Annotated in this window: 21 protein-coding genes; 12 read left to right on the top strand and 9 right to left on the bottom strand. The window is 57.6% G+C overall.

Annotated features, from left to right (window positions below; translation table 11 throughout):
- The first annotated feature begins 323 nt into the window (after positions 1-323).
- Positions 324-1,226 (top strand): hypothetical protein, encoded by a 903-nt coding sequence (locus AADJ11_RS13405; RefSeq protein ID WP_341235029.1) that lies wholly within the window; start codon positions 324-326, stop codon positions 1,224-1,226.
- 80 nt (positions 1,227-1,306) lie between these two features.
- Here the strand turns inward: AADJ11_RS13405 and AADJ11_RS13410 are convergent, their stop codons facing one another.
- Complete coding sequence (locus AADJ11_RS13410) at positions 1,307-2,683, bottom strand: M20/M25/M40 family metallo-hydrolase (protein ID WP_341235030.1); 1,377 nt, start codon at positions 2,681-2,683, stop codon at positions 1,307-1,309.
- Positions 2,684-3,138: 455 nt separating this feature from the next.
- Between AADJ11_RS13410 and hemA the strand changes: the two genes are divergently transcribed.
- The 5 genes from hemA to AADJ11_RS13435 all read left to right on the top strand — a co-directional run bounded on the left by hemA (position 3,139) and on the right by AADJ11_RS13435 (position 8,671).
- Entirely contained in the window at positions 3,139-4,362 is a 1,224-nt protein-coding gene (gene hemA / locus AADJ11_RS13415; protein WP_341235031.1) for a 5-aminolevulinate synthase, read from the top strand.
- A 120-nt stretch (positions 4,363-4,482) separates the two neighbouring features.
- On the top strand, positions 4,483-5,718 hold the full coding sequence (locus AADJ11_RS13420) for a RodZ domain-containing protein (protein ID WP_341235032.1): 1,236 nt from the start codon (positions 4,483-4,485) through the stop codon (positions 5,716-5,718).
- Positions 5,719-5,794: 76 nt separating this feature from the next.
- Positions 5,795-6,916, top strand: a complete 1,122-nt coding sequence (gene ispG, locus AADJ11_RS13425) for a flavodoxin-dependent (E)-4-hydroxy-3-methylbut-2-enyl-diphosphate synthase (RefSeq protein WP_341235033.1) — start codon at positions 5,795-5,797, stop codon at positions 6,914-6,916.
- Positions 6,917-6,980: 64 nt separating this feature from the next.
- Positions 6,981-8,135 (top strand): DNA cytosine methyltransferase, encoded by a 1,155-nt coding sequence (locus tag AADJ11_RS13430; protein ID WP_341235034.1) that lies wholly within the window; start codon positions 6,981-6,983, stop codon positions 8,133-8,135.
- Entirely contained in the window at positions 8,132-8,671 is a 540-nt protein-coding gene (locus AADJ11_RS13435; protein ID WP_341235035.1) for a GIY-YIG nuclease family protein, read from the top strand. The genes AADJ11_RS13430 and AADJ11_RS13435 overlap by 4 nt, the downstream gene beginning before the upstream one ends.
- A gap of 111 nt (positions 8,672-8,782) precedes the next feature.
- Here AADJ11_RS13435 and AADJ11_RS13440 read toward each other — a convergent pair whose 3' ends face one another.
- Positions 8,783-9,541 (bottom strand): DsbA family protein, encoded by a 759-nt coding sequence (locus AADJ11_RS13440; protein ID WP_341235036.1) that lies wholly within the window; start codon positions 9,539-9,541, stop codon positions 8,783-8,785.
- 140 nt (positions 9,542-9,681) lie between these two features.
- Here AADJ11_RS13440 and AADJ11_RS13445 point away from each other — a divergent pair, with 140 nt between their 5' ends.
- From AADJ11_RS13445 to AADJ11_RS13465, 5 genes are all read left to right on the top strand, one after another.
- Positions 9,682-10,824: an aminotransferase class I/II-fold pyridoxal phosphate-dependent enzyme gene (locus AADJ11_RS13445; protein WP_341235037.1), complete on the top strand. Its 1,143-nt coding sequence runs from the start codon at positions 9,682-9,684 to the stop codon at positions 10,822-10,824.
- A 68-nt stretch (positions 10,825-10,892) separates the two neighbouring features.
- Complete coding sequence (locus AADJ11_RS13450; RefSeq protein WP_341235038.1) at positions 10,893-12,107, top strand: N-acetylmuramoyl-L-alanine amidase; 1,215 nt, start codon at positions 10,893-10,895, stop codon at positions 12,105-12,107.
- Positions 12,108-12,236: 129 nt separating this feature from the next.
- On the top strand, positions 12,237-14,792 hold the full coding sequence (locus AADJ11_RS13455) for a penicillin-binding protein 1A (protein WP_341235039.1): 2,556 nt from the start codon (positions 12,237-12,239) through the stop codon (positions 14,790-14,792).
- Between the two features lie 99 nt (positions 14,793-14,891).
- Positions 14,892-16,016, top strand: a complete 1,125-nt coding sequence (prfB, locus tag AADJ11_RS13460; protein WP_341235040.1) for a peptide chain release factor 2 — start codon at positions 14,892-14,894, stop codon at positions 16,014-16,016.
- A 143-nt stretch (positions 16,017-16,159) separates the two neighbouring features.
- Positions 16,160-17,563, top strand: coding sequence for an amidase (locus tag AADJ11_RS13465; RefSeq protein WP_341235041.1), 1,404 nt, complete (start codon positions 16,160-16,162; stop codon positions 17,561-17,563).
- A 4-nt stretch (positions 17,564-17,567) separates the two neighbouring features.
- Here the strand turns inward: AADJ11_RS13465 and AADJ11_RS13470 are convergent, their stop codons facing one another.
- The 3 genes from AADJ11_RS13470 to AADJ11_RS13480 form a co-directional block, all read right to left on the bottom strand.
- Positions 17,568-17,786, bottom strand: coding sequence for a hypothetical protein (locus AADJ11_RS13470; RefSeq protein WP_341235042.1), 219 nt, complete (start codon positions 17,784-17,786; stop codon positions 17,568-17,570).
- Positions 17,774-18,931 (bottom strand): aromatic ring-hydroxylating dioxygenase subunit alpha, encoded by a 1,158-nt coding sequence (locus AADJ11_RS13475; RefSeq protein ID WP_341235043.1) that lies wholly within the window; start codon positions 18,929-18,931, stop codon positions 17,774-17,776. The genes AADJ11_RS13470 and AADJ11_RS13475 overlap by 13 nt, the downstream gene beginning before the upstream one ends.
- A gap of 103 nt (positions 18,932-19,034) precedes the next feature.
- Positions 19,035-19,829 carry a helix-turn-helix transcriptional regulator gene (locus AADJ11_RS13480; RefSeq protein WP_341235044.1) on the bottom strand — a complete coding sequence of 265 codons (795 nt, stop codon included), beginning with the start codon at positions 19,827-19,829 and terminating at the stop codon, positions 19,035-19,037.
- A 198-nt stretch (positions 19,830-20,027) separates the two neighbouring features.
- Between AADJ11_RS13480 and AADJ11_RS13485 the strand changes: the two genes are divergently transcribed.
- Positions 20,028-20,363, top strand: a complete 336-nt coding sequence (locus tag AADJ11_RS13485) for a hypothetical protein (RefSeq protein WP_341235045.1) — start codon at positions 20,028-20,030, stop codon at positions 20,361-20,363.
- Here AADJ11_RS13485 and ilvN read toward each other — a convergent pair whose 3' ends face one another.
- From ilvN to AADJ11_RS13505, 4 genes are all read right to left on the bottom strand, one after another.
- Positions 20,364-20,924 carry an acetolactate synthase small subunit gene (gene ilvN, locus AADJ11_RS13490; protein WP_341235046.1) on the bottom strand — a complete coding sequence of 187 codons (561 nt, stop codon included), beginning with the start codon at positions 20,922-20,924 and terminating at the stop codon, positions 20,364-20,366.
- Positions 20,924-21,424: a potassium channel family protein gene (locus tag AADJ11_RS13495; protein ID WP_341235047.1), complete on the bottom strand. Its 501-nt coding sequence runs from the start codon at positions 21,422-21,424 to the stop codon at positions 20,924-20,926. The genes ilvN and AADJ11_RS13495 overlap by 1 nt, the downstream gene beginning before the upstream one ends.
- Positions 21,425-21,428: 4 nt before the next feature.
- Positions 21,429-23,180, bottom strand: coding sequence for an acetolactate synthase 3 large subunit (locus tag AADJ11_RS13500; protein ID WP_341235048.1), 1,752 nt, complete (start codon positions 23,178-23,180; stop codon positions 21,429-21,431).
- 330 nt (positions 23,181-23,510) lie between these two features.
- Positions 23,511-24,152, bottom strand: a complete 642-nt coding sequence (locus AADJ11_RS13505; RefSeq protein WP_341235049.1) for a response regulator transcription factor — start codon at positions 24,150-24,152, stop codon at positions 23,511-23,513.
- Positions 24,153-24,163: the final 11 nt, after the last annotated feature.

Here is a 24,163-nt window from a genome sequence, read left to right on the forward strand (position 1 = left end):
TGTAGCTCAGTTGGTTAGAGTACCGGCCTGTCACGCCGGGGGTCGCGGGTTCGAGCCCCGTCAACCGCGCCACTATCTTCCCACTCGTTGGGTACGAAACGGACCACCCCTCGGGTGGTCTTTTTCGTTTGGGGGGAGTTCATATCCGCCGATATAACGAAGTACTGCGCGATATAGGCCGCGTTTCCGCATTTGGGTGGGCCAGCTTCGGTCGGCAGAAAATTCCCTTTCACTCACGGTATCGAATGTCTGGTCAGAGCCTATCTTGCCATTTACCTGTAATGCGGCGAGGGTCCGGTCAAAGTAAATCAGAGAAGTCCCTTATGCAGATCATCACCATCACTGTTTCTGCAATCATATCGTGGGCACTCCTGAGCGTGGTCAGCCGCATTTTACTTGTTAACTTCGATCTTGATCCGTGGATGTTCAGCTTTCTACAGCTCGTGTCGGGCGGTCTTACCTTGTTGCTGATCGGCTATCGTGGCGCGGGTGGTGCAAGCAGCTTTGCCAGACCATCCACTTGGGTTCTGGGCGCGCTGCGGGTTCTGTCCGCGGCGCTTTATACAGCCGTGTTGGCCATCATCAGCGTGTTGGAGACGGGCATTATCAGTGCGTTAAACTTGCCGGTCGTCGCAGTTTTCGTATGGGTTTTACACAAGCAGCGCCCTGCCGCCATTGCCTGGGTCGGGCATGCAATCTTGCTGGTCGTTGTGACGGTTATGGCCCGACGTCTTGAAAGTGACCTGCAACTGACCGTTCTTGGCCTGATGGGGCTGAATGCGATGTGTCTTGCTGCAATGAACCTCATCGCGGAGCAGCACCCAGAAAATAAAATGGCGACCTTGTCGGGTCGTGCATGGTTTACCGGTGTCGTCCTCGCCATTACTGCCGCTATGTTTCTATGCCTGCGGATATTGCAAGGCCAAGAAATCCTCACCCAGATCACCACCCCTTTGATCCTGTCCAGCGTCATCGTCGGTGTACTGCTAAGAGCGCCGTCAATGTTCTTGGCCTTCTGGGCTGTCAGTACTGCGGGTGCGCAAGGCTATACCGCTGCAATCTCACTGCTCCCTTTATTCGGCATGATGTTTGAACAAGCCGCAGTTGCTGTTGGCTTGCTCGACACGTCACGTTTTCAGGATGAAAGCCTGTACCTTGCGCTGGTGGCATTGGCAGGCACTCTTTTGATCTGGTTTTCAGGGCAGGCGTTTGTGCCTAAAAAATAACTTCCTAAGACGTCCGTGATCCGCACAGCATCGCATAGGGGCGGCGCACAAAACGACCACACCGCCCCCAGGCATCCTTCTTACGTCAAAGCGTCCAGAATCCGCGCCCAGCTGCGGATACCCTTGTGAAAACTTTCCATGTCGTATTTCTCATTCGGGGAGTGGAGTGCGTCGTCGTCTTTGCCAAAGCCGATCAGCACGGGCGTTGTGTCCACGATCTCTTGAAAATGCCCCGCAATCGGGATCGACCCGCCGCAGCCGATATAGGCGGCGGGGATGTTCCATTCTTCGGTCAGCGCGTTGCGGGCTTTCTCGAACGCGGGTTTTGTCGTCTCGAACACCGATCCACCGCTGGTGCCGTGGTCTTTGAAGCTGACCTTGCAGTCGACGGGCAGCATGTCGGTCACCATTTTGCGGAAACTCTCGCGGATGGCGATGGGGTCTTGGTCGCCGACCAGACGAAAGCTGATTTTCGCATGGGCTTGCGACGGCAGCACGGTTTTGAACCCCGCGCCGGTATAGCCGCTCCACATGCCGTTGACCTCGCAGGTGGGGCGCGACCAGAGCATTTCAATCGGCATGCGGTCTTGTTCGCCTGCGGGCTGTGACAGGCCCACATCGCCCAGGAATGTCGCGTGGTCAAAGGCAAGGCCCTGCCACTGCGCCTGAATATCATCGGGCAGTTCGGGCACGCCGTCATAGAAGCCGGGCACCGTGATGCGGCCGGTGTCGTCATGCAGCGACGCGATGATTTTCGCCAGCACCCGCGCAGGGTTGGTCGAGATACCGCCATACATGCCCGAATGCAGGTCCCGATCAGGGCCGGTGATGGTAATCTCCTCGCCCAGCAACCCGCGTAGCATGGTGACGATGGCCGGCACTTTTGATTGGAACAAGGTCGTGTCGCAGATCATCGCATAATCGGCTGACAGTTCCGCCGCGTTTTCCTGCATGAAAGGGATCAGCGAGGGGGAACCTGATTCTTCCTCACCCTCAAGGAACATCGTGATGCGGCAGGGGAAATCGCCGTTAACGGCCTTCCATGCGCGCAGGGCCTCGATGATGGTCATCAGCTGGCCCTTGTCATCCGCCGCACCGCGCGCCCGGATCACGCGACCCTTTGCTGTGTCCTCAATCGCGGGGTCAAAGGGGTCACGGTTCCACAGTTCAAGCGGGTCAACGGGTTGCACGTCGTAATGGCCGTAAAACAGGATGTGAGGCCTGTCCGCTGGCCCGTCCACATGGCCCACAACCATCGGGTGACCGGGGGTCGCGCGCTTGGTCGTGGTGATACCGATGGCGTTCAAATCATCAACCAGCCAGTCAGCGGCACGGTCACAATCGGCCTTGTACGCTGGGTCGGTAGAGATCGACGGGATGCGTAGCAGTTCGAACAGACGGTCGGTCGCGGCATCCAGATTGCTGTCGATCTGGGTCAGAACATCACTTAACGGCATGGGAGAAACCTTTCATATCCATGGAGTTTGCCGAGACCGTACCAGCGCGCCGCGCAGTGTCTAGGGGGGGCAGGGTCGTTGCATGGGCCTGCGCGTATGTGACGGATAGCAGAGCGGGAATAAATTGCGCGGCCGGTTCGGGTACGGCCCGAGCCTGATTCCTTGGATAATGGCGCTGTTTACCATCAGTCTTGGGTTGATTTTGGCGCGATGGCGCTAAATCAACGTCATTCGCCGACCTAATTCTATCCACGTTAACTTGATTTCGATCAACCCATGCAAGGACAAGGGGCATAGGAAGGCCATAGGAAAAGGCCTAAACGAATACCTGCGACAATTGGGACAGATTAAGGCATTGAAACAAAAGTGTTAGAACTGTATTCATTCTAAAACACGAATATGGCGATTGGGTCCTTCGCCTTTAAGGCCCGGTCGAGTGTTAGGAGGAAGGCGCGATGGATTACACCAAACAGCTTGAACAGGCGATTGATCGTCTGCACGAGGAAGGGCGCTATCGCACCTTTATTGATATCGAACGCCGCAACGGGCACTTCCCGCACGCCGAGTGGACGCAGCCCGATGGCGAGAAAAAAGACATCACTGTTTGGTGTGGCAATGACTATCTTGGGATGGGGCAAAACCCTATCGTTCTGCAAGCCATGCACGAAGCGCTAGAAAACACTGGGGCAGGGTCTGGCGGCACGCGCAATATTTCCGGCACCACCATTTACCACAAACGTCTTGAGGCCGAGATCGCCGATCTTCACCACAAGGAAGCGGCTTTGCTGTTCACCAGCGCCTATATCGCCAATGACGCGACCCTCAGCACGTTGCCCAAGCTTTTCCCGGGCCTGATCATCTATTCCGATGCGTTAAACCATGCCTCGATGATCGAAGGTGTGCGCCGCAACGGTGGGGCGAAACGCATTTTCCGCCACAACGATGTCGATCACCTGCGCGAATTGATCGCGGCGGACGATCCTGCCGCACCAAAGTTGATTGCTTTTGAATCAATTTACTCGATGGATGGCGATTTTGGCCCGATCGAGGAAATTTGCGACCTTGCGGATGAGGTTGGCGCGCTGACTTACATCGACGAAGTGCACGCTGTGGGCATGTATGGCCCACGCGGTGGCGGTGTGGCAGAACGTGACAACCTGATGCACCGTCTGGACATCATCAACGGTACTTTGGCCAAGGCATACGGTGTCATGGGCGGCTATATCGCCGCGTCCGAGAAAATGTGCGACGCGATCCGTTCCTATGCGCCGGGCTTTATCTTTACCACGTCATTGCCGCCCGCTGTGGCCGCAGGGGCGGCGGCATCTGTCGCCTATCTGAAGACCGCGCCAGAGCTGCGCGAAAAGCACCAGCAGCAGGCCAAGATACTGAAACTACGTCTGAAAGGGTTGGGCCTGCCGATCATTGATCACGGCAGCCACATCGTGCCGGTGATCGTCGGCAACCCTGTGCACACCAAGATCCTGTCGGATATGCTGCTAGAGCAGCACGGCATCTATGTGCAGCCGATCAACTTCCCAACTGTGCCCCGCGGGACCGAGCGTTTGCGCTTTACCCCGTCGCCAGTTCATGGCCCGCGCGAAATGGACGGTCTTGTTCATGCAATGGACGGTTTGTGGTCGCATTGTGCGCTGAATCGTGCCGAGTTAGCCGGATAAATACGTTTTTTCTTCGTAGCCCGTTGATTTGTGTTAAGGATAACGCAAGAAACAACACATCTCGAATCGTGAAAACGGCCCGAGAAAGTGGAGCAGGCACGAAAACGACGGGACGTAGGTATGATCGGGCGTTGGGTCTCCAGGGCAAATGAGGACGAGCAAGTTGAAGCCCGCGGCTTCGACGCGTATGAGTTGCGCCTAGGTGACTTGATGCGCGGTGAGCGGGCGACGATGGGCAAATCCCTGCTTGATGTCCAACGCGAATTGCGGATCAAAGCGTCCTATATTGCTGCCATCGAAAATGCTGATCCTGATGCGTTTGACACGCCCGGTTTTATTGCCGGATATGTCCGGTCTTACGCGCGCTATCTGAACATGGACCCCGACGAGGCCTTCGCGTCTTTTTGTGCTGAGTCCGGCTTTTCAGTTGCGCATGGTATGTCCGACAAGGCGTCCGTAATCAAAAAGACGCCCCGCGAAGAGCGTCTGATGCGCAAAGCGGAAAGCGATATTTTCAACCGTCCCGCCACTCCCTTTACCCCCATGGGCGACAGCCTGCTTAGCCGGATTGAACCGGGTGCGTTGGGGTCTGTGCTGGTGCTGGTCGCGTTGATCGGCACAATCGGCTTTGGCGGCTGGAGCGTGCTGAAAGAAGTGCAACGCGTGCAGGTGACGCCGGTTGATGAAACACCCGTGGTGTTGTCCGACCTTGACCCGTTGGAAGGGGCGCTGAGCCCCGCGCCGCAAACATCGTCTAACGTTGTCGTGGCGCAGGATTTGACCGTGCCGCGTACCGATGCGCTTGACCGTCTGTACCGTCCTGCGGCCCTTGATGTACCGGTACTGATCGCACGTGACGCGCCGATTGCATCGATTGACCCGCACACCGTTGGCAGCTTTGTACCGCCCGCGATGAACGATCAAGTGATTGCCGGCATCCCGTCGACTGGTGCCACGGCTGATCCTTCTTTCGTTGATTTCGCAATGCCACAGGTTGTCGAAGATGCGGCACCCGAGTTGCGTTTGGTTGCCGCGTACCCATCTTGGGTTCGCATTCGCGCCGCAGATGGCAAGGTGATCTTTGAAGGGATCATGAACAAGGGCGACAGCTGGGACGTGCCTGCAACGCAGGAACCGCCCATGTTGCGCACCGGCGAATCCGGTGCGTTGTATTTTGCCATGGATGGTCAGTATTACGGCCCCGTTGGCGATCGCGGCACTGTGACGTCGAACCTGCCGTTGCAGCGTCAGGCCGTCGACGATCTGTATCAACCGGCCTTGCTCGAAGAAAACTCGGCCCTTGCGACAATGGTTGCCGAACTTCAAAACGCCGCGACAACAAGCCCGACAGAATAGGCCACTTGCCATTGCAAGCGGGGCTGCGGCTGCATAGGTTGCGGGCAACGCTGATCTATTGCCAAAGGTGCTGTCCATGTCGCTGAATCACATCCGTCCTTGGCGAAATATTTACCGCCGGAAATCCCGTCAGATCATGGTTGGTAACGTGCCCGTGGGTGGCGACGCGCCGATTTCGGTGCAGACCATGACGAACACGTTGACGACCGACATCAAAGGCACCATTGCGCAGATCCAAGCAGCCGCAGAAGCGGGTGCCGACATTGTACGCGTGTCCGTCCCGGACGAGGCATCGTCGAAGGCGCTCAAAGAGATCGTGCGCGAAGTATCGGTGCCCATCGTGGCCGACATCCACTTCCACTATAAACGCGGGATCGAAGCCGCCGAAGCGGGGGCCGCCTGTCTGCGGATTAACCCCGGCAACATCGGCGACGAAAAGCGCGTTAAGGAAGTGATCAAAGCCGCCCGCGACCACAACTGTTCCATTCGGATTGGTGTCAACGCAGGATCGCTGGAACGCGATCTGCTTGAGAAATACGGCGAACCTTGCCCCGATGCGATGGTCGAAAGTGGCTTGGATCACATCAAGATCCTGCAAGACAATGATTTCCACGAGTTCAAGATCAGCTGCAAAGCCTCTGACGTGTTCATGGCCGCCGCCGCCTATCAACAGCTGGCCGAAGCCACCGACGCGCCGATCCACCTTGGTATTACCGAGGCAGGCGGGCTGATCAGCGGCACCGTCAAATCTGCGATTGGCATGGGCAACTTGCTGTGGATGGGTATTGGCGACACGATCCGCGTCAGCCTGTCTGCCGATCCGGTGGAAGAAGTCAAAATGGGCTTTGAAATCCTCAAATCCCTTGGCCTGCGCCATCGCGGTGTGAACATTATCAGCTGCCCGTCCTGCGCGCGGCAGGGGTTTGACGTGATCAAAACCGTTGAGGCGCTGGAAAAACGGCTTGAGCATATCAAAACCCCGATGAGCCTAAGCATCATCGGCTGCGTGGTGAATGGCCCCGGAGAGGCGCTGATGACCGATGTCGGCTTTACCGGTGGCGGCAACGGATCTGGGATGGTTTATCTGGCGGGCAAGCAAAGCCACAAGCTGGGCAATGAAGGCATGATCGAACATATTGTCGAACAGGTCGAAGCCCGCGCCGCCGTGATCGAGGCCGAAAAGCAAGCAGCAGAGTGATGCGGCGCGCCTCGGATGGTGATTTAGCCATCGACACGCAAAACCGCATTTCATACTAATAGCTATGGCCGAAAATCCCGATCATCCCCCGAAATACGCTGAATTTTTCTGCGGCGGCGGGATGGTGCGTGCTGCATTGCAAGACCGTTGGGATTGCGTGCTGGCCAATGACATCGATGCGATGAAATGCAAGGTCTACGGGCAGAACTGGGGCACCCAAGGGCTGCATGAATGCGATATTGCGGCCCTTGATGATGCGGTTTTACGCCAACAGATCGACCTTTATTGGGCGTCCAGCCCCTGTCAGGACTTCAGCCTTGCCGGCAAGGGGCGCGGGCTGTCGGGCGCACGCAGCGGCGTATTTTCCCATTGGGCGGAAAAGATCACCACGGCGATCAAGGCCGGTTTTGCCCCGCGTATTATTGCCTTTGAAAACGTGGTCGGGCTGGTATCGCGCAACGGTGGCGCGGATCTGAACACCGTCCTCGCGACCTTTGTCGGCCTTGGTTACAAGGTTGGCGCGCTCGAGATTGATGCACGGCGTTTCCTGCCGCAAAGCCGCCCACGGTTGTTTGTGGTTTGTGTGCGCAACGACATTGATATTACCGGCCTGACGGTGCCCAAACCGTCGCATGCGTTTCACGGCAAAAAACTGCAAAAATTTCTGGGCGCGGCGACGCGGCCCGTGCGGTCAAACTGGGTGTGGTGGAAGCTGGACGATGCGCCCGCTGCCGATCACGCGTTGGATGATGTGCTGGAAAAACGCGCGTCGATGCCGTGGTTTTCCGAGGCTGACACAGACCGCCTTATGACCCTGATGTCGCCCCCAAGCCTTGAGCGTTTGCGCGTTGCCCGCAAGGCGGGGCGGACCGTGGTCGGTACGATCTACAAGCGCGGACGGCCAGACGCCGACGGCAATGTGCGCCAACGGGCAGAGCTGCGCACAGACGGGCTGGCGGGCTGCTTGCGCACACCTGCGGGCGGATCATCACGGCAAATCCTGTTGTTTATTAAGGGCAATAGTACCCGTGCGCGCCTTGTTTCCTCGCGAGAGGTCGCGCGGCTGATGGGGCTGGCAGACAGCTACCGGATGCCTGACACATACAACAACGCTTACCGCGTGGCGGGCGATGGCGTGGCCGTGCCTGTGGTGCGATACCTTGACCACGCGCTATTTGCGCCGATCCTCGCACGGCGCAGTTTGGAAGCGGTGGCATGACCACCGCGCAAAGCTTTCGCGGTCGGGCGCTCAGCGCGCTGACCAATCAAATCGGTGTCTATGCCCTGTGTGATCTGGACCAGCAGCCGATTTATGTGGGCCAATCGGTCGACGGCATTCGCACGCGGGTGCGCAGGCATTTGACCTCGGCCCGGTCAGATGTGATTGCCAACCGTCAGATTGATGTGTGGGAGATCGCCTATGTCTGGGCGTGGCCCGTGGATAGCAAGGCAGAGGTTGAACCGTTAGAGCGCGCAATTTTTGCGCATTACGATGCCGAGCTGCCCTTGATGAATGGCAAGGCCATGGTGCCGGGCGAGGGTACGGTGAACTGGCCGGAAAAACAGATCGCCCAAGTAATCGAGGAAGAGGAGCGGCAATCGCGCCTGATCCCGTCAAACCGGTTGCCGCGTCAGATCAAGCAATATGATCTGCTGGTTGATTATATCCTGACAGTGAAAGAGGCCCCGCATCTGAAACGGTCGCTGGACGCCCATTTTGCGCGGATGGTCCGCTATCATCAGCGGTTCTTGTGATGGGGTGGCCGCATTGCCTAATGTAACGCCTTAAGTACAGCCTGTAAGCATCTAATTAATAGTAATAAACCTGCGCATCCACCAAGGCGGCCACGCAGGCCAAGGCCGTCTTTAGCCGCGCTTTTCTTCCATGATGGCTTTCATCTGATCATAAGGCAGATAACCGCGCAGCAGCTCGTCTTGCATGACGAATGTGGGCGTGCCCGAGATTGAAAGCACCTGCGCCAAGGCGCGGGTTTCGGCGATCTCGGCGGTCACTTCGGCACTGTCCATCTTTTCGGTGATGGCATCTGCGTCCAGATCAAAGCTTTTGGCCAAGCGGCCCAGCGAGGTCGGCGTGATATCCCCGTTAAAGCTCATCAGCGCGTCGTGGATCGATTTGTAACCCTCGTCGCCCGCGACCAGTTTGGTGGCAATCGCAAAGCGAGACGCGACCATGGATTGCTCGCCCAAGATCGGTAACTCTTTGACAATAAAGCGGATGTTCCCGTCACCGTTTACCAGTTTCTCAACTTCCGAAAACGCTTTTTTGCAATAGCCACAGCGGTAATCCATAAATTCGACAATGGTAATATCGCCCTCGGGGTTGCCGCCCACATAGGAATAGCCGTCGTTGAAAATTGCGTCGGCATTGTCGGAAACCAGATTGAAATCCGCTTGGGCCTGCGCCTCGGCCTCTTTGGCCTGCAACTGGTTAACGGCTTCCATGATCACGTGGGGGTTTTCCATCAGATAGGCGCGCACCTCGACGCCGAACTGCACACGCTCTGCGTCGGTCAATTCGGTCAAGTCCATGGCTTGCGCTGGCACACCAAGGGCCAGGGCCATCATTGCGCCGGAAAAAAGAGAAGAAGCGATCGCTTTGGTCATCTTGGAAATACTCACTGTTGTTGCGCAGCCCTTGAGCGGCTTTGGCACAGGTGGTGCGCGATTTTCGGCCATCGCACAAGGGTTGACGGCACCAACGCGGTGCGGTGAAAGGTCATTGCCCCAAGTTTAGGATTAAGCCCATGCGCATTTCAACCCGTTCTCAGGTCGATCCCTTTATCGTGATGGACGTGATGCAAGCCGCATCGGCCGCCGAGGCCGCTGGCCGTCACATTATTCACATGGAAGTTGGGCAACCCGGCACGGGCGCGCCGTCCGGTGCCACTGCGGCACTGGCGCGGGCGATGGAGCAGGGCTCCTTGGGCTATACGGTTGCCTTGGGCCTGCCAGCCTTGAGGGCACGCATCGCGCAGATGTACGGCGACTGGTACAATGTCGATCTGGACCCGAACCGCGTGGTGATCACCTCGGGGTCGTCGGGCGGGTTCATCCTTGCCTTTACCGCGCTTTTTGACACCGGCGACAAGGTCGGCATCGGCGCGCCGGGGTATCCTAGCTACCGGCAGATCCTTAGGGCGCTGGCGCTGGAGCCCGTCGATTTGCCGACATCGCCCGACAACCGCTATCAGCCTGTTCCAGCCGATTTCGCAGGCATGGACCTGAAGGGGCTGTTGGTTGCGTCACCCGGAAACCCGACCGGAACAATGCTCGATCATCCGTCAATGAAGGCGCTGATCGAGGCGACCCAGGGGCAGGGGGCGTCGTTTATCTCAGACGAGATTTACCATGGCATCGAATACGAGAAAAAAGCCGTTACCGCGCTTGAGATCACCAATGATGCCTATGTGATCAATTCGTTTTCCAAGTATTTTTCCATGACCGGCTGGCGGGTTGGCTGGATGGTTGTCCCCGAAGACCACGTGCGCGTGGTCGAACGTATTGCGCAGAACATGTTTATCTGCGCGCCCCACGCCAGTCAGGTTGCGGCCCTTGCCGCGATGGAATGTGAGGATGAATTGCAGGCCAACATGGATGTGTACCGCGCCAACCGGACGCTGATGATCGACGGCTTGCGTGCCGCGGGCTTCACCAGCTTTGCGCCACCTGACGGGGCGTTCTACGTTTATGCCGATGTGTCCGGTATCACCGATGACAGCCGTGTCCTGGCGCGCGATATCCTTGATCGGGCAGGGGTGGCCGTCACGCCGGGCTTGGATTTTGACCCCATTCGCGGGCACCAAACCTTGCGGTTTTCCTATGCCCGCAGCACGGCGGACATCGACGAAGGCATCGCGCGGCTCAAGGCCTATATGGCGGCGCGCTGAAAGGCTGGTCGCGCGGGTGCGCAGGTGATAGATTGCCCGCAAACACCACGATCAGAACGGTGACAGGCATGCGGTTTTTCCCATTATTGGCGACGCTTTTGGCGTTTGCACATCCGGTATCGGCCCAAGAGCTGACGGCGCTGGCCCGCGTTGATCCCGGCCCAAGCGAGATTTCGGATCGTTGGTTTGGCAGCACCACCCTGACGCTGCACCTAAGCCAAGGGGTGCCGTTTCGGGTGTTCCTGCTGGATGATCCCGCCCGGCTGGTTGTGGATTTTCGCGAGGCGGATTGGTCGGGCGTTAAAACCGCTGATTTGCTGGCAGAACCGGGCAATATCAGTGATTTACGCTTTGGTCCGTTTCAGCCCGGTTGGTCGCGGCTGGTGGCTGATCTGGCCAAACCGATGCTCCCGCGTGAGATTGGGATGCCGGTGGACAGCGGATCGGGCAAAGCCACGCTTGAGATCACGCTAAAGCCTGTTGAGCCTAGCGAATTTGCCGCTGCTGCCGGCGCGCCGACTGATCCCGCGTGGACATTGGCGCTGGCGGCACCCCCCAAACCCGCCAAGCCGCAAGGCGAAGACCGGTTTCTGGTCATTCTTGATCCGGGCCACGGCGGCGTTGATCCGGGGGCCGAAAACGATGGCATCCTTGAGAAAGACCTGATGCTGGCCATTGCCCACGCGTTGCGCGACACGTTGAAACGGGACGGTATCGACGTGATGATGACCCGCGAGACGGATATGTTTGTGGCACTCGAAACCCGCGTCGCGATCGCGCATCAGGCCGAAGGCGATTTGTTCATCTCGCTGCACGCCGACAGCCTGCAACAGGGCGGCGCAAAAGGGGCCACGGTCTATACCCTGTCGGAGGAGGCCAGCGATACCGCCACCGAACATCTGGCCGCGCGCCACAACCGGTCTGACATTATCGCCGGGGCTGATCTGACCGGATCGGATGATCAGGTCGCGGGCATTTTATTGGATCTGGCACGGCAGGAAACCGAACCACGGTCGGTCGCGGCGGCGAAAACGCTGGTGGCAGGGATGAAGGCCGCAGGCGGGCCGATGAACAGCCGCCCGTTGCGAAATGCGGGGTTTTCGGTGCTGAAATCAGCCGATATTCCGTCGGTTTTGATCGAGGTCGGGTTTCTAAGCAACGACCGTGACATGAACAATCTGCGCGATCCGGTCTGGCGGGCGGTGATGGTGGCGGCGATTGCCGACGCGATCAAAAAATGGCGCGATCAGGATGCAGCCCTTAAGCCGTTGATCCGGCAGTAACCCTTGGTGTGATACCCGCGTAACGCCTGCGCGGGTTATCGCCAAACGCCCACCGCATCGTGTTTTGACGATTCCAATTCCCCCGCGTATAGACGGGTTAACCAACAGCCTTGCAAGGGACTGCCACACGTGTTTCGTTTAATCCTATCCTTCTTTGGGGGTATTTTCACCACCCTCACCATGGGCATCGGCATGGTTGTTTTGACCGTCGGGGCGGTATTTTGGATGTATGGGCGTGACCTGCCCAGCCACGAATCCCTTGCACAATATACGCCGCCGACCATCAGTCGGATTTATTCCGGTCAGGGACGTTTGATTGATGAATTCGCCAAGGAACGGCGTCTGTTTGCCCCCGCCGATACGATCCCGCCGCTGATCAAGCAGGCGTTTATTTCCGCAGAAGACAAGAATTTTTACACCCACGAAGGGTATGATTTGCGCGGCATTGGTGCCGCTGCGGTGGATGCAGTGCGCACGCGCGGCAAGGACGTGCGCGGGGCGTCGACCATCACCCAACAGGTGATGAAGAACTTTTTGCTGTCGGGCGACCGCCGTGCCGAACGCAAGATCAAGGAAATCATCCTTGCCGCCCGGCTTGAGGAAACCCTGCCCAAGGAAAAAATCCTTGAGCTTTACCTGAACGAGATTTTTCTGGGTCAGAATTCATACGGGGTTGCCGCCGCCTCGCAGACCTATTTCAACAAAACGCTCAGCGAACTGGCCCCGCACGAGGCGGCATTTCTGGCGTCCTTGCCCAAGGCCCCGTCGGATTACCATCCGGTGCGCCGCAAGGATCGACTGATGCAGCGCCGGAATTTCGTGCTGCGCGAGATGAAGGAAAACGGCTATATCACCCAAGCTGTCTATGAAACCGAGGTCGCACAGCCGTTACGGTCGGTTCAAAATGGCGACTTTGAAAGCTTTAAGGCCGAACTGCCGCCGCGCGATTACTTTACCGATGAAATCCGCCGCCAACTGTCCGAGAACTTTGGCGAGGGCGAGTTTTTCACCGGCGGTTTGACCGTGCGCGCCACCATCGACAACGAAATGCAGCCCATCGCGGCGCAGGCCTTGCAGCAGCAGCTGGAGGAATACGACCGCGGCGTCGGCATCTGGCGCGGCACGGGCAAGACGATCCCCGCCGATCAGTTGACCGACGAGGCAACATGGCGCGAGGCGTTGGCAAACATACGGGTGTCGCGCGACGTCGTGCTGGAAAACCCGTGGTATCCTGCCGTTGTCCTGAACGTAGGCAACAGCGATGCGCGGATCGGTATTGAAGGTGTGGACGAGACCGCCGAAGGCCACTTTATCACCGCCAAGGACGTGCAATGGGCGCGTAAACAGCTAAGCGACGGTAAATTGGCCGGCAAAGCAAAGGTTGCGGGCGATCTGCTAGAGGTCGGCGATGTGGTGCTGGTGCGCCGCATGACATCGGACGATGACGGGTCGTTTATCCGCTGGACCCTGCGCCAAATTCCCGAAGTGCAGGGCGGTTTTGTCGCGATGGACGTAAATACCGGCCGCGTGATCGCCATGCAGGGCGGGTTCTCGTATCAGGCGTCGGTGTTCAACCGCGCCACCCAAGCGAAACGCCAACCCGGTTCCAGCTTTAAGCCTTTCGTCTATGCGGCGGCGCTGGACAGCGGCTATACCCCCGCGACCATCGTGGTCGATGCCCCGATCGAAATTAACACACCCCAAGGCATGTGGCGGCCACGCAATTCGTCGAACAAGTTCTACGGCCCCACGCCACTGCGCACGGGTATCGAACAATCGCGGAACCTGATGACCATCCGTTTGGCGCAAGAGGTCGGCATGGACGTTGTCGGCGATTATGCCGAACGGTTCGGTGTCTATGACAGCCTGTCGCCGGTTTTGGCCAACGCCTTGGGATCACAGGAAACCACGCTGTACCAGATGGTGTCGGCCTATGCGATGTTCGCCAATGGCGGTGAACGGGTGGCCCCAACCCTCGTGGACCGCGTGCAAGACCGCTATGGCCGCACCGTCTATAAACATGATCAGCGCATTTGTAATGATTGCCAATTGGCCAGCCTTGATCCCGGCGTTGCCCCGCGCATTATCTCGAACCGCGAACGGGTGATGGACCCGATCACAGCCTATCAGCTGACCTCGATGATGAAGGGGGTTGTGGACCGTGGGACTGCCAGCGGGTCGATTAAGCTGCCAGTGCCGATTGCAGGCAAAACAGGCACAACAAATGATGCCAAAGATGTTTGGTTTGTGGGCTTTTCCAGCAATATCGTGGCGGGCTGTTATATCGGTTTCGACAACCCACGATCCTTGGGGAAACGCGCCTATGGTGCCGGCATGTGTGGCCCGGTGTTCCAACGCTTCATGAGCGAAGCCATCAAGAAATACGGCGGCGGCGCTTTTGAGGTGCCTCCGGGCGGTAATTTCATCAACATCGATCGTTTCACCGGTGCGCGCCTGCCCGATGATGCAAGCGGGCCGAATGTGGTTGCGGAATACTTCCGAGATGGCGAATTGCCGATCTTCGGTATCACCTTCGATGGCGGCTTTGCCATGGGGTCGGACCTGCCGCTGTTTGAAGAAATCAGCAATGGTGGCGGCCGTTCGGTCACAACATCAACCGGCAAAAAGGCCGTGGTCGGTCCCAAAGCCAGCTTTGGCACGATCAGTTCCGGCGGGCTTTACTAGCGATCCCATCGCCAAACGCTTGCCCATGCAGCACGGCTGGTCTATCTCATACGCGGCCCCGGCATTTCGGGGCCGCAGTTAATTTAAAGGGCACAAACGATGCGCGCAGAGGCACAAAATACAGCAGATCAGATCAGCAAGTCGCTGGAGCTGTTGGCACAGCGTTTGAACGTCGAAACGGCACCTTACCGCCTGGAAGAATTCAATGCCCGCGTCGAAGACCCCAATCTGTGGGATGATCCCGACGCCGCGCAAAAGCTGATGCGTGAACGGCAGGCCTTGGTGGATTCCATGGCGACCTATGACGGCATCAAGCAAGAGCTTGCCGATAATGTCGAGCTGATCGAGATGGGCGAAATTGAAGACGACGCCGAAGTCGTCGCCGAGGCCGAAGCCGCGCTTAAGGCGCTCGCAGAAACCGCCGCGCAAAAAGAGCTTGAGGCGCTGCTGAACGGCGAGGCGGACAGCAATGATACCTTCCTTGAGATCAACGCAGGGGCGGGCGGTACAGAAAGCTGCGACTGGGCCAATATTCTGGCGCGGATGTATGTCCGCTGGGCCGAGAAAAAGGGCTATAAGGTTGAACTACAGTCCGAGAGCCCCGGCGAAGAAGCCGGTATTAAATCGGCGACCTACAAGATCAGCGGTTTGAACGCCTATGGCTGGCTGAAATCGGAATCCGGTGTGCACCGTCTGGTGCGGATCAGCCCGTTTGATTCGGCGGCCAAGCGCCATACATCGTTTAGTTCGATCTGGGTCTATCCCGTGGTGGACGACAACATCGAGATTGACGTGAACCCCAGCGACATCCGCATCGATACCTATCGGTCCTCGGGCGCGGGCGGTCAGCACGTGAACACCACGGATTCGGCCGTGCGCATCACCCACCATCCCACTGGGATCGTGGTCACCAGCTCCGAGAAATCCCAGCACCAGAACCGTGACATCGCCATGAAGGCGCTGAAATCGCGCTTGTACCAGATGGAGCTGGACCGCCGCAACGCTGCGATCAACGAAGCCCATGAAAACAAGGGCGATGCGGGGTGGGGCAACCAGATCCGGTCCTATGTCTTGCAACCCTATCAAATGGTCAAAGACCTGCGCACGAATTACGAGACATCCGATACCAAAGGTGTTTTGGACGGCGATCTGGACGGGTTGATGGGGGCCGCATTGGCCTTGGCCGTGTCGGGTAAAAGCCGGGCCGAAGCGCAAGCCAGCTAAGCGGCGAGGGGGCGCTGCCCCCGGCCTTGCGGCCACCCCCGGGATATTTAAGAGCCAGAGAAGCCGAAGGGCAGGTCCCTGCGGGGGCTTGCGTCTGCGTGGCTGTGGGCGTCTGATGGCGCAAAAGCAGGGGGGCAGTTGGCTTGGACATTTTAAACATGGGGGCGTTGGCGCAATCCGAGGCCTTGGCCGAGGGCAGCCTGACCGCCGAGGCGTTGATGGAAGCCACCTTGGCGCGGATCGAGGCGGTGAACCGTCAGGTCAACGCGATTGTGTCGCTGCGCAGTGCTGAGACGTTGATGGAAGAGGCGCGGGCAGCAGATGCGGCCCCGCGCAGCGGCTGGCTGCATGGGATTCCCATGGCGATCAAGGATCTGGCGGATGCTGAAGGATTGCCGACCTCGATGGGGTCGCCCTTGTTCGCGGGGACCGTAGCGCAGAAAGACAGTGTTGTTGTCGGGCGATTGCGCGCCGCCGGGGCCATCATCATCGGCAAGACCAACACCCCGGAATTTGGTCTTGGAAGTCACACGTTCAACCCTGTGCATGGCGCGACCTGCAACCCCTATGATCTGGCGAAATCCGCTGGGGGATCATCGGGCGGCGCTGCGGCGGCTTTGGCTTGCGGAATGGTCAGCGTGGCTGACGGGTCAGACATGATGGGCAGTTTGCGCAACCCTGCGGGGTGGAACAACGTCTATGGGATGCGGCCCAGTTGGGGCACCGTGCCGGGGGAGCCTGAGGGCGATATGTTCCTGCACCAACTGTCCACCGCCGGGCCGATGGCGCGGACCCCGCGGGATTTGGCAGCCTTGCTGGACACGATGACGGGCGCAGATCCGCGACAGCCATTAGGGACCACCCCAGACGCCACCTTGCCCCAGATGGGCGGGCCGGCGGCGGGTTTAAAGATCGGGTGGTTGGGCGATTGGGGTGGTGCCTTTTCCTATGAGGATGGGATCACGGAACTCAGCGAGGCTGCGTTGGGGCAGTTTGCCGATTTGGGGCATGCGGTAACCGATGTGGCACCGCCCTTTGATGCCGCGGCCATGTGGGAGGCCTGGATTACGCTTCGGTCCTTTGCTGTGGCTGGCGGGTTGGGCGCGCATTTTGAAAACGCGGATGAGCGGCCACATTTGAAACCTGCCGCCCTGTGGGAGATTGAGCGTGGGCTGGCGTTGAGCGCGCGGGACGTGCAGCGCGCCAGCGAGGTTCGGTCGGCGTGGTATCGTGCGGCGGTTGATCTGTATGATACGGTGGACGTCTTGTTTCTGCCGTCGGCGCAGCTGTGGCCCTTTGCGGTGGAGGATGCCCATCCCACCGAGATTGCCGGACAGCGCATGGATACCTATCACCGCTGGATGCAGGTGGTGGTGCCTGCCAGTTTGATCGGGTTGCCGGTTGTGAATGTGCCCGCGGGGTTTGGCCATGACGGCTTGCCTGGCGGGTTGCAACTGATCGGGCGGCCGGGCAGCGATGCGCAACTGCTCAGGCTGGCGCAGCATTGGCACGAGGCGACCCATTGGCCGCAAAGACGTCGGCCGTGATCCGTTAAAGCGGGGTTTCACGCCCTTGGGCCACCAGTTCGGCGCGCAAGGCCGATGTGTCTTGATGGTCGGTTTCCAACGCAAAAACATAGGCATGGGTTAAATAGAAACCGGCAGCGTCAGGATCATCGGTGCGCGCCGCAGCGGTCCTGTAGAGGCTAACCAATGCGGCGTGATCGCAGGCCTTATGGGCCGCCAGCAGCCGGTCGTTCAGATCGCGCATGACACCGCGCGGTGGTTTTCAAGCTGGGACGCGACCCAGTCATGAAACATATGCGTGGGGCCATCCATCGCGGGGGAAAACCGCCCGCCGTCGAATTGAACCGCATGACGCCCGCACTGCATCCCTTCGACGACAAAGATGTCTTCCTCGAACACTTGTTTCCATTGATCGGTATTGCGCGCCCGCAGGTCGGGGTCGGTCGTGGCCGCTGCATAGTATAGATGGATGTTTTCGGTAGTTTTTTCGGGGCCTTCCGGTACCAGAATGATTGCGAATGTATGATCGCGGTGCACGCCCAGCAGAACGTTGGGATAGGCGGTCACATATTCCGCCGCCGTGTCCCATTTGTCGGAAAGCCCGGCGAAGTCGGGGAATTTTTGCCCATCGTCACCGGCAAGCTGGCGATAGACCTGCGTGCCTTGGCCCGAGTATTTCCCCGCCATTTCAATGTTATAATGGTCCTCTAGCCGGGAATAGCTGTTCAAGCCGGGATGCACCCACGGCAGGTGATAGCTTTCGCAATAGTTTTCGACCGCCAGCTTCCAATTGCAATTTACGCTCAGCTGAAAGCGGCTGTCGGCCCCGCCATGATGCAGAGGTTTGGCGAATTCTGCCCACCGCGCGATTAGATCGGCATTGGCCTGTTCAAACGGGGGTGCCGTGCCCGAGATGTTGATCCAGACCACATCCATCCAGACATGGCTGCGGATTTCGACAAGGCCCAGCAGATCACGGTCAATACCGGGATGCACATTCAGCCCCGGACCGCCGACATGCGGTGTAGAGACAAGCCGCCCTTCGGTGCTGTAGCACCAGCTGTGGTAGGGACAGCGGATCGCCCCCTCGATCTTGCGCGGGGCATCGACAAGGATCATGCCGCGATGCCTGCAGGTGTTTTGAAAAACCCGAACCTTGCCGGATTTATCCCGCAGCACCAGCAGGGGCATGCCTAGAAAATCAAGCGGAACAGCGTCGCCAACAGCGGGGACATCCGATGCGGTGGCAAGGCCGGACCAGTTTTTGAACAGGACGGCCTCGCGTTCCTCTGCAAAAAGCGCGGGATCGATGTAATGGGCGTTGCTCAGGCCGTTTGCCCGATCAATGGGGCGGCGCACCTTGCTCAGATCGGTATGGGGCATGTTCATGACGCTCTCCTTGCTGGTGGGTCAAGGGTAGCGGCAATGTGCGGGTTTGAGCGTGCAATTAGCGACCTATTTTTCACGGCTGCGACATGGCAAGGGCGTGAGTTTACGTGAAATCCTCGTCTGGGCGCAGCAAACGTTGATGGAAGACTTCCAGGTCCTGTATCGCATGAAAGCCCTTGCTGCGCGCCGCTTGAAGCACGCTTTGCGTGTCTTGCGACAGATATTCATAGACAAGACGGGTGACGCGCATGCCGGCAGCGCCTTCGGGGATCGTCCGCGTGGTATAGCCCACCCAAAAGTTATTCCCAAAAGACGCGACACGCCCCAGATAGTTGAAAGACGAGGTCATGGCGTTCCTGCGGCCCGCGATGATCGCCAACCCTTCCTCCTGCGGCAGGACAGCGCCCCTGAATTCGCGGTATTTGGGGGCGGTGGGCAGGCATTGCATCCGCATGGCTTCCACCGTCTCGTAGCCGCGCAGATACGTGGCCTCGCCCTTGCGAAACACATAGACAAGGCCAATGACGAACACATCACGGTCAATGAAACTGCGCCTTGAGAACCGGTAAAACCCACTGGGAAAGACGGTTTCGGGGATGCCCGTCGTATCCGCCATGAGGAAGTCGTTCATATAGTGGCCCAAGGTAGGCGCGGGCCGCTTGATGATTTGGTCCAAGGGTTCCAGCATTATCCGCGCATCTAGATCGAAATATGCGCAAATACGGGCCAGAATATCCGGCCTTGGAAAGCTTTGACCGGACAGGTAGCGGTTGAATTGGGTTCTGTTTATTCCAAGTTCGCTGGCAAGCACGGTGATGGATGGCTGATCCTTGGACAATAGCCGCAGATTATCACCAAAAACTGATCTGATCGTTGCAGGGTTCTTTAAGTCGACCATTCTCCATCCCTTGATGCCCCTTAGGTTGTATCAATTGTATATTGTTTACAAGTCACATGTGGTTAATGGCGCATTGACGCTAATCAGCGTCAAAACCGGCTGCGAACGACACAAAATGAAAGATCAAAAAAATCGACAAACCATTGAATTTTGGCGATAACCCAACCGAAGATAGAAAAATGCGGGGAGTGATCAGAAATGTACGGTGTTGTTCTGTGGAGCGATGTTTCAGACAAAAAAGCCGTCTTTTGGTGCGAGGATCATGGCGATCTGGCCTATTTCGGCGGATCGCCGGACTGTCAGAACATCACATTTGACGCTGGCGACCTTGTTGAATTCGACGTGACGTTGAATAGCAAACTCAGAACAGCCAGCAATCCCCGCGTTATTCGCGAAAAGCTGGATGTTGATCTTCCGGCGAAATTACTGGGGCAGGGCACATCGAATACTGCCTGCCAGCCGTCTGCCGAAATCGTCCCATTCCAAAGCAGACAGCCCGCATATCCCCCTGAACGTCAGGTCGGTTTGGCCTGATCAGTCGCCACGGGGCAGGGCGGCGACGCCGGTCCGCGCCACATCTGTCAGCCCCAAGGGGCGCATCAGATCCGCGAAAGCATCAATTTTATCCGGCGCGCCGGTGATCTCGAACACAAAGGTTTCGAGCGTACTATCCACCACATTGGCACGAAAGATGTCTGCAAGGCGCAAGGCCTCGACGCGTTTTTCGCCGGTGCCCGACACCTTGAACATCGCCAATTCACGCTCGACCGACGGGCCTTCGACCGTCAGATCGTGCACCTCATGCACCGGAACGATCCGGCCCAGCTGCGCTTTAATCTGCTCGATGACCTGCGGCGTGCCCGAGGTGACGATTGTAATCCGGCTGCGGTGACCTGTGTGGTCAACTTCGGCGACGGTAAGGCTGTCGATGTTATACCCGCGCCCCGAGAACAACCCGATCACCCGTGCTAGGACACCTGGTTCGTTCTCGACCAGAACAGCAAGGGTATGGCGTTCGATAACATCCGAAAAATTCGCACGCAGGTTATAGGCGGAGTGGCTGGTAGAGCCTTTTTTGATTTTTAGGGCTGACATTATTTAGTTCCTTGATTTCGGGCGAGATAGGTGACGAGCAGCGCTGCGAATATGCCGAGCGAAAGGTAGCCTACAATTGCTTCAAGCGCTGCAAACCCTTTACAGACACCAACTGGGCTAAAGTCCCCATATCCCAGTGTAGTAAACGTTACGAAAGAGAAATAGAGAATGTCTAATGATGTGGGGTCACCACTAATACATTCAAAATGCTGGTGAAAAATTAAATAAGCTGTGGCAAATCCCAACGGGACCGAAACTCCGACAATAACGCCTAAAAACGCTACTATAGATCCCCTTGCCTCCTCTTGGCTAATACACTCCATTCCACTACGTACTAACAGAAACGTTACAATGCTAGTTGCTACGAGTGTTAGTAAGTCGATCGGCAACCAAACATTCCCCTGTGAGAAGTCCGCGGCGATGCGACCGTAATTAGCAATACTGAATAGAAATATCGCCAAAACAACGTATTTAGTGAACTTGGAGTCTGGTATGTTCACAGCGTTACACCAAAACGCTACCCTTAGCGTCGATCACACCTTGCGTATCCACACCGGCCAACATCATATCATTATGCGCCTTGCCTGACGGGATCATCGGGAAGCAGTTTTCGTGCTTTTCGACCAAGCAATCGAAAATCACCGGCCCGTCATAGGTCAACATTTCCATGATTGCGTCATCCAGATCATCGGGATCGGAACACAAAATACCCTTGGCCCCGAAGGCCTCGGCCAATTTCACGAAATCGGGCAGGGATTCAGACCAGCTTTGCGAATAGCGTTCGCCATGCAGCAATTCCTGCCATTGACGTACCATGCCCAACCGTTCGTTGTTCAGGATGAACTGTTTAACTGGCAGATTATACTGCATCGCGGTGCCCATCTCTTGCATGTTCATCAGCCATGAGGCCTCGCCAGCGACGTTAATCACCAAGGCGTCAGGATGCGCCATTTGCACGCCGATGGACGCAGGGAAGCCATAGCCCATGGTGCCCAACCCGCCCGATGTCATCCAGCGGTTGGGATCCTCAAAGCCAAGGTATTGCGCGGCCCACATCTGGTGCTGGCCCACTTCGGTGGTGATATAGCGGTCGTATTTCTTGGTCAGCGCTTCAAGCCGGGCCAATGCGTATTGCGGTTTGATCACCTTGCCGGTTTGCTCGAACTTGAGGCAGTCAATGCTGCGCCATTCGTCGATCTGTTTCCACCATTTTGCAACGGCTTCGCTGTTTGTTTTACGGCCCCGGGATTTCCACACCTTCAGCATGTCTTCCAACACGTGGCCCACATCGCCCACAATCGGGATGTCGACGCGGATGATCTTGTTGATCGAGGACGGGTCGATATCAATATGTGCTTTGGTCGATTTGGGGCTGAACAGGTCAACAACACCGGTGATCCGGTCGTCGAAACGCGCGCCGATGTTGATCATCAGATCGCAGTCATGCATCGCCATGTTGGCCTCGTAAAGGCCGTGCATCCCCAGCATACCCAGCCATTTTTCGCCAGACGCAGGGTAGCTGCCCAAACCCATGAGGGTTGAGGTGATTGGAAAGCCTGTCGCCTCGACCAATTCGCGCAGCAATTGCGATGCTGCAGGGCCGGAGTTAACCACACCGCCGCCGGTATAGAACACAGGGCGCTTGGCGGTTTCCATGGCGGCGACCAATTCGGTGATCGCTTCCATGTCGCCTTTTACGGGTGGCTGATAATGGGACACCGACGGTTTCTTGGGCTCGTACATGCCCGTGGCAAACTGAACGTCCTTGGGAATGTCGATCAGAACCGGGCCGGGACGCCCCGACGTGGCTACGTGGAATGCCTCGTGCAGAACGCCGCTCAGCTTATCCGTCTCTTTGACCAGCCAGTTATGTTTGGTGCAGGGGCGGGTGATGCCAACGGTGTCGGCCTCTTGGAACGCGTCGGACCCGATCATGAATGTCGGCACCTGACCGGTCAAAACCACCAGCGGGATCGAGTCCAGCAAAGCGTCGGTCAAGCCGGTCACAGCGTTTGTGGCACCGGGGCCGGATGTCACCAGAACAACGCCGGGCTTACCGGTCGACCGGGCATAGCCCTCGGCGGCGTGAACGGCACCTTGTTCGTGGCGCACCAAGATATGTTTGATGCTGTTTTGCTGAAACACCTCGTCATAAATCGGTAGGACAGCGCCGCCGGGATAGCCAAATACGGTATCGACACCCTGATCAATCAGGGCTTGAACGATCATTTTCGCTCCGGTCATTTTGCGTGTCATCTTGGTGCTCCGTGGGGTGGTGTTTCGGGTCGTGTGTGTCGTTTCAATCTTTGTCGTAGCGCATAAAAAAACCCCCGGTTTTGGCGGGGGCGCATGGTGACGATTATGGTCTGCCGTTACCGGCCCATGCGCGCGTGTCCTACAATGACGACTAGAATAGTCATGGCCAAAGGCTCCTTTTGCGTTGCGGGGAGATTATGTTCAGGGCAGAGGGGCGTCAATGGCCATTTTCAACAAAAAGTGTCGCTAGGGATAAAAAATCTTTGCACTTATTGCGCCATGTCCGGAATTTTTGAAGTTTTTCAAAAAAGATTTGGTGAATCACGTCATTTAGATGCGCACACCGGTGCCTTGCAGCACGCCATGTTCCATTGCGTAGCGGGTAAGGCCAGCGGTCGAGGATATGCCCAGTTTGCGTTTGATGTTTTTGCGGTGCGTCTCGACCGTGCGGACCGAGATATCAAGGATCACGGCGACCTCTTTGTTGGCTTTGCCCTGCGCAAGCTGCAGCAGGATGGTCTGTTCGCGTTCGGTCAACGCGTCGCGGGCACCGTCTTTGGGCTCTAGCGACCCTTGGGCACCAGTACATAGATAGCGCTGGCCCTGCATGACCGTGTCGATGGCCAGCTTGATCTCGTCCGTTGGGACATCTTTCAGGATATAGCCCATGGCACCGTGACTAAGCGCCGAGGAAATATATTCGGGGTTATCATGCATCGACAAAATCACGATGCGCATGTCGGGGCGGCGTTCCAGCACGATCTCGGTCGCCGACAACCCGCCCACATCCGGCATGTTCAGATCCATCAGGATCACATCGGGGTTCAGGCCTTCGAACTGGTCAATTGCGGCGCGGCCATTCGACAGGCAAGCGACCACTTCGATATCATCATAGCTTTCGAGGATCGATTGGATCCCTTCGGCGACCATGGGGTGATCATCGACAATCATGACTTTGACGGGGGCGGACATGGTATTACTTT

The organism is uncultured Sulfitobacter sp., from assembly GCF_964021855.1.
Classification (GTDB): Bacteria; Pseudomonadota; Alphaproteobacteria; order Rhodobacterales; family Rhodobacteraceae; genus Sulfitobacter.

Excerpts from the sequence above, each read along its gene's own strand:
- AADJ11_RS13405 (WP_341235029.1), top strand. The coding sequence starts at position 324 with ATGCAGATCATCACCATCACTGTTTCTGCAATCATATCGTGGGCACTC.
- AADJ11_RS13410 (WP_341235030.1), bottom strand. The coding sequence starts at position 2,683 with ATGCCGTTAAGTGATGTTCTGACCCAGATCGACAGCAATCTGGATGCC.
- hemA (WP_341235031.1), top strand. The coding sequence starts at position 3,139 with ATGGATTACACCAAACAGCTTGAACAGGCGATTGATCGTCTGCACGAG.
- AADJ11_RS13420 (WP_341235032.1), top strand. The coding sequence starts at position 4,483 with ATGATCGGGCGTTGGGTCTCCAGGGCAAATGAGGACGAGCAAGTTGAA.
- ispG (WP_341235033.1), top strand. The coding sequence starts at position 5,795 with ATGTCGCTGAATCACATCCGTCCTTGGCGAAATATTTACCGCCGGAAA.
- AADJ11_RS13430 (WP_341235034.1), top strand. The coding sequence starts at position 6,981 with ATGGCCGAAAATCCCGATCATCCCCCGAAATACGCTGAATTTTTCTGC.
- AADJ11_RS13435 (WP_341235035.1), top strand. The coding sequence starts at position 8,132 with ATGACCACCGCGCAAAGCTTTCGCGGTCGGGCGCTCAGCGCGCTGACC.
- AADJ11_RS13440 (WP_341235036.1), bottom strand. The coding sequence starts at position 9,541 with ATGACCAAAGCGATCGCTTCTTCTCTTTTTTCCGGCGCAATGATGGCC.
- AADJ11_RS13445 (WP_341235037.1), top strand. The coding sequence starts at position 9,682 with ATGCGCATTTCAACCCGTTCTCAGGTCGATCCCTTTATCGTGATGGAC.
- AADJ11_RS13450 (WP_341235038.1), top strand. The coding sequence starts at position 10,893 with ATGCGGTTTTTCCCATTATTGGCGACGCTTTTGGCGTTTGCACATCCG.
- prfB (WP_341235040.1), top strand. The coding sequence starts at position 14,892 with ATGCGCGCAGAGGCACAAAATACAGCAGATCAGATCAGCAAGTCGCTG.
- AADJ11_RS13470 (WP_341235042.1), bottom strand. The coding sequence starts at position 17,786 with ATGCGCGATCTGAACGACCGGCTGCTGGCGGCCCATAAGGCCTGCGAT.
- AADJ11_RS13475 (WP_341235043.1), bottom strand. The coding sequence starts at position 18,931 with ATGAACATGCCCCATACCGATCTGAGCAAGGTGCGCCGCCCCATTGAT.
- AADJ11_RS13480 (WP_341235044.1), bottom strand. The coding sequence starts at position 19,829 with ATGGTCGACTTAAAGAACCCTGCAACGATCAGATCAGTTTTTGGTGAT.
- AADJ11_RS13485 (WP_341235045.1), top strand. The coding sequence starts at position 20,028 with ATGTACGGTGTTGTTCTGTGGAGCGATGTTTCAGACAAAAAAGCCGTC.
- ilvN (WP_341235046.1), bottom strand. The coding sequence starts at position 20,924 with ATGTCAGCCCTAAAAATCAAAAAAGGCTCTACCAGCCACTCCGCCTAT.
- AADJ11_RS13500 (WP_341235048.1), bottom strand. The coding sequence starts at position 23,180 with ATGACACGCAAAATGACCGGAGCGAAAATGATCGTTCAAGCCCTGATT.
- AADJ11_RS13505 (WP_341235049.1), bottom strand. The coding sequence starts at position 24,152 with ATGTCCGCCCCCGTCAAAGTCATGATTGTCGATGATCACCCCATGGTC.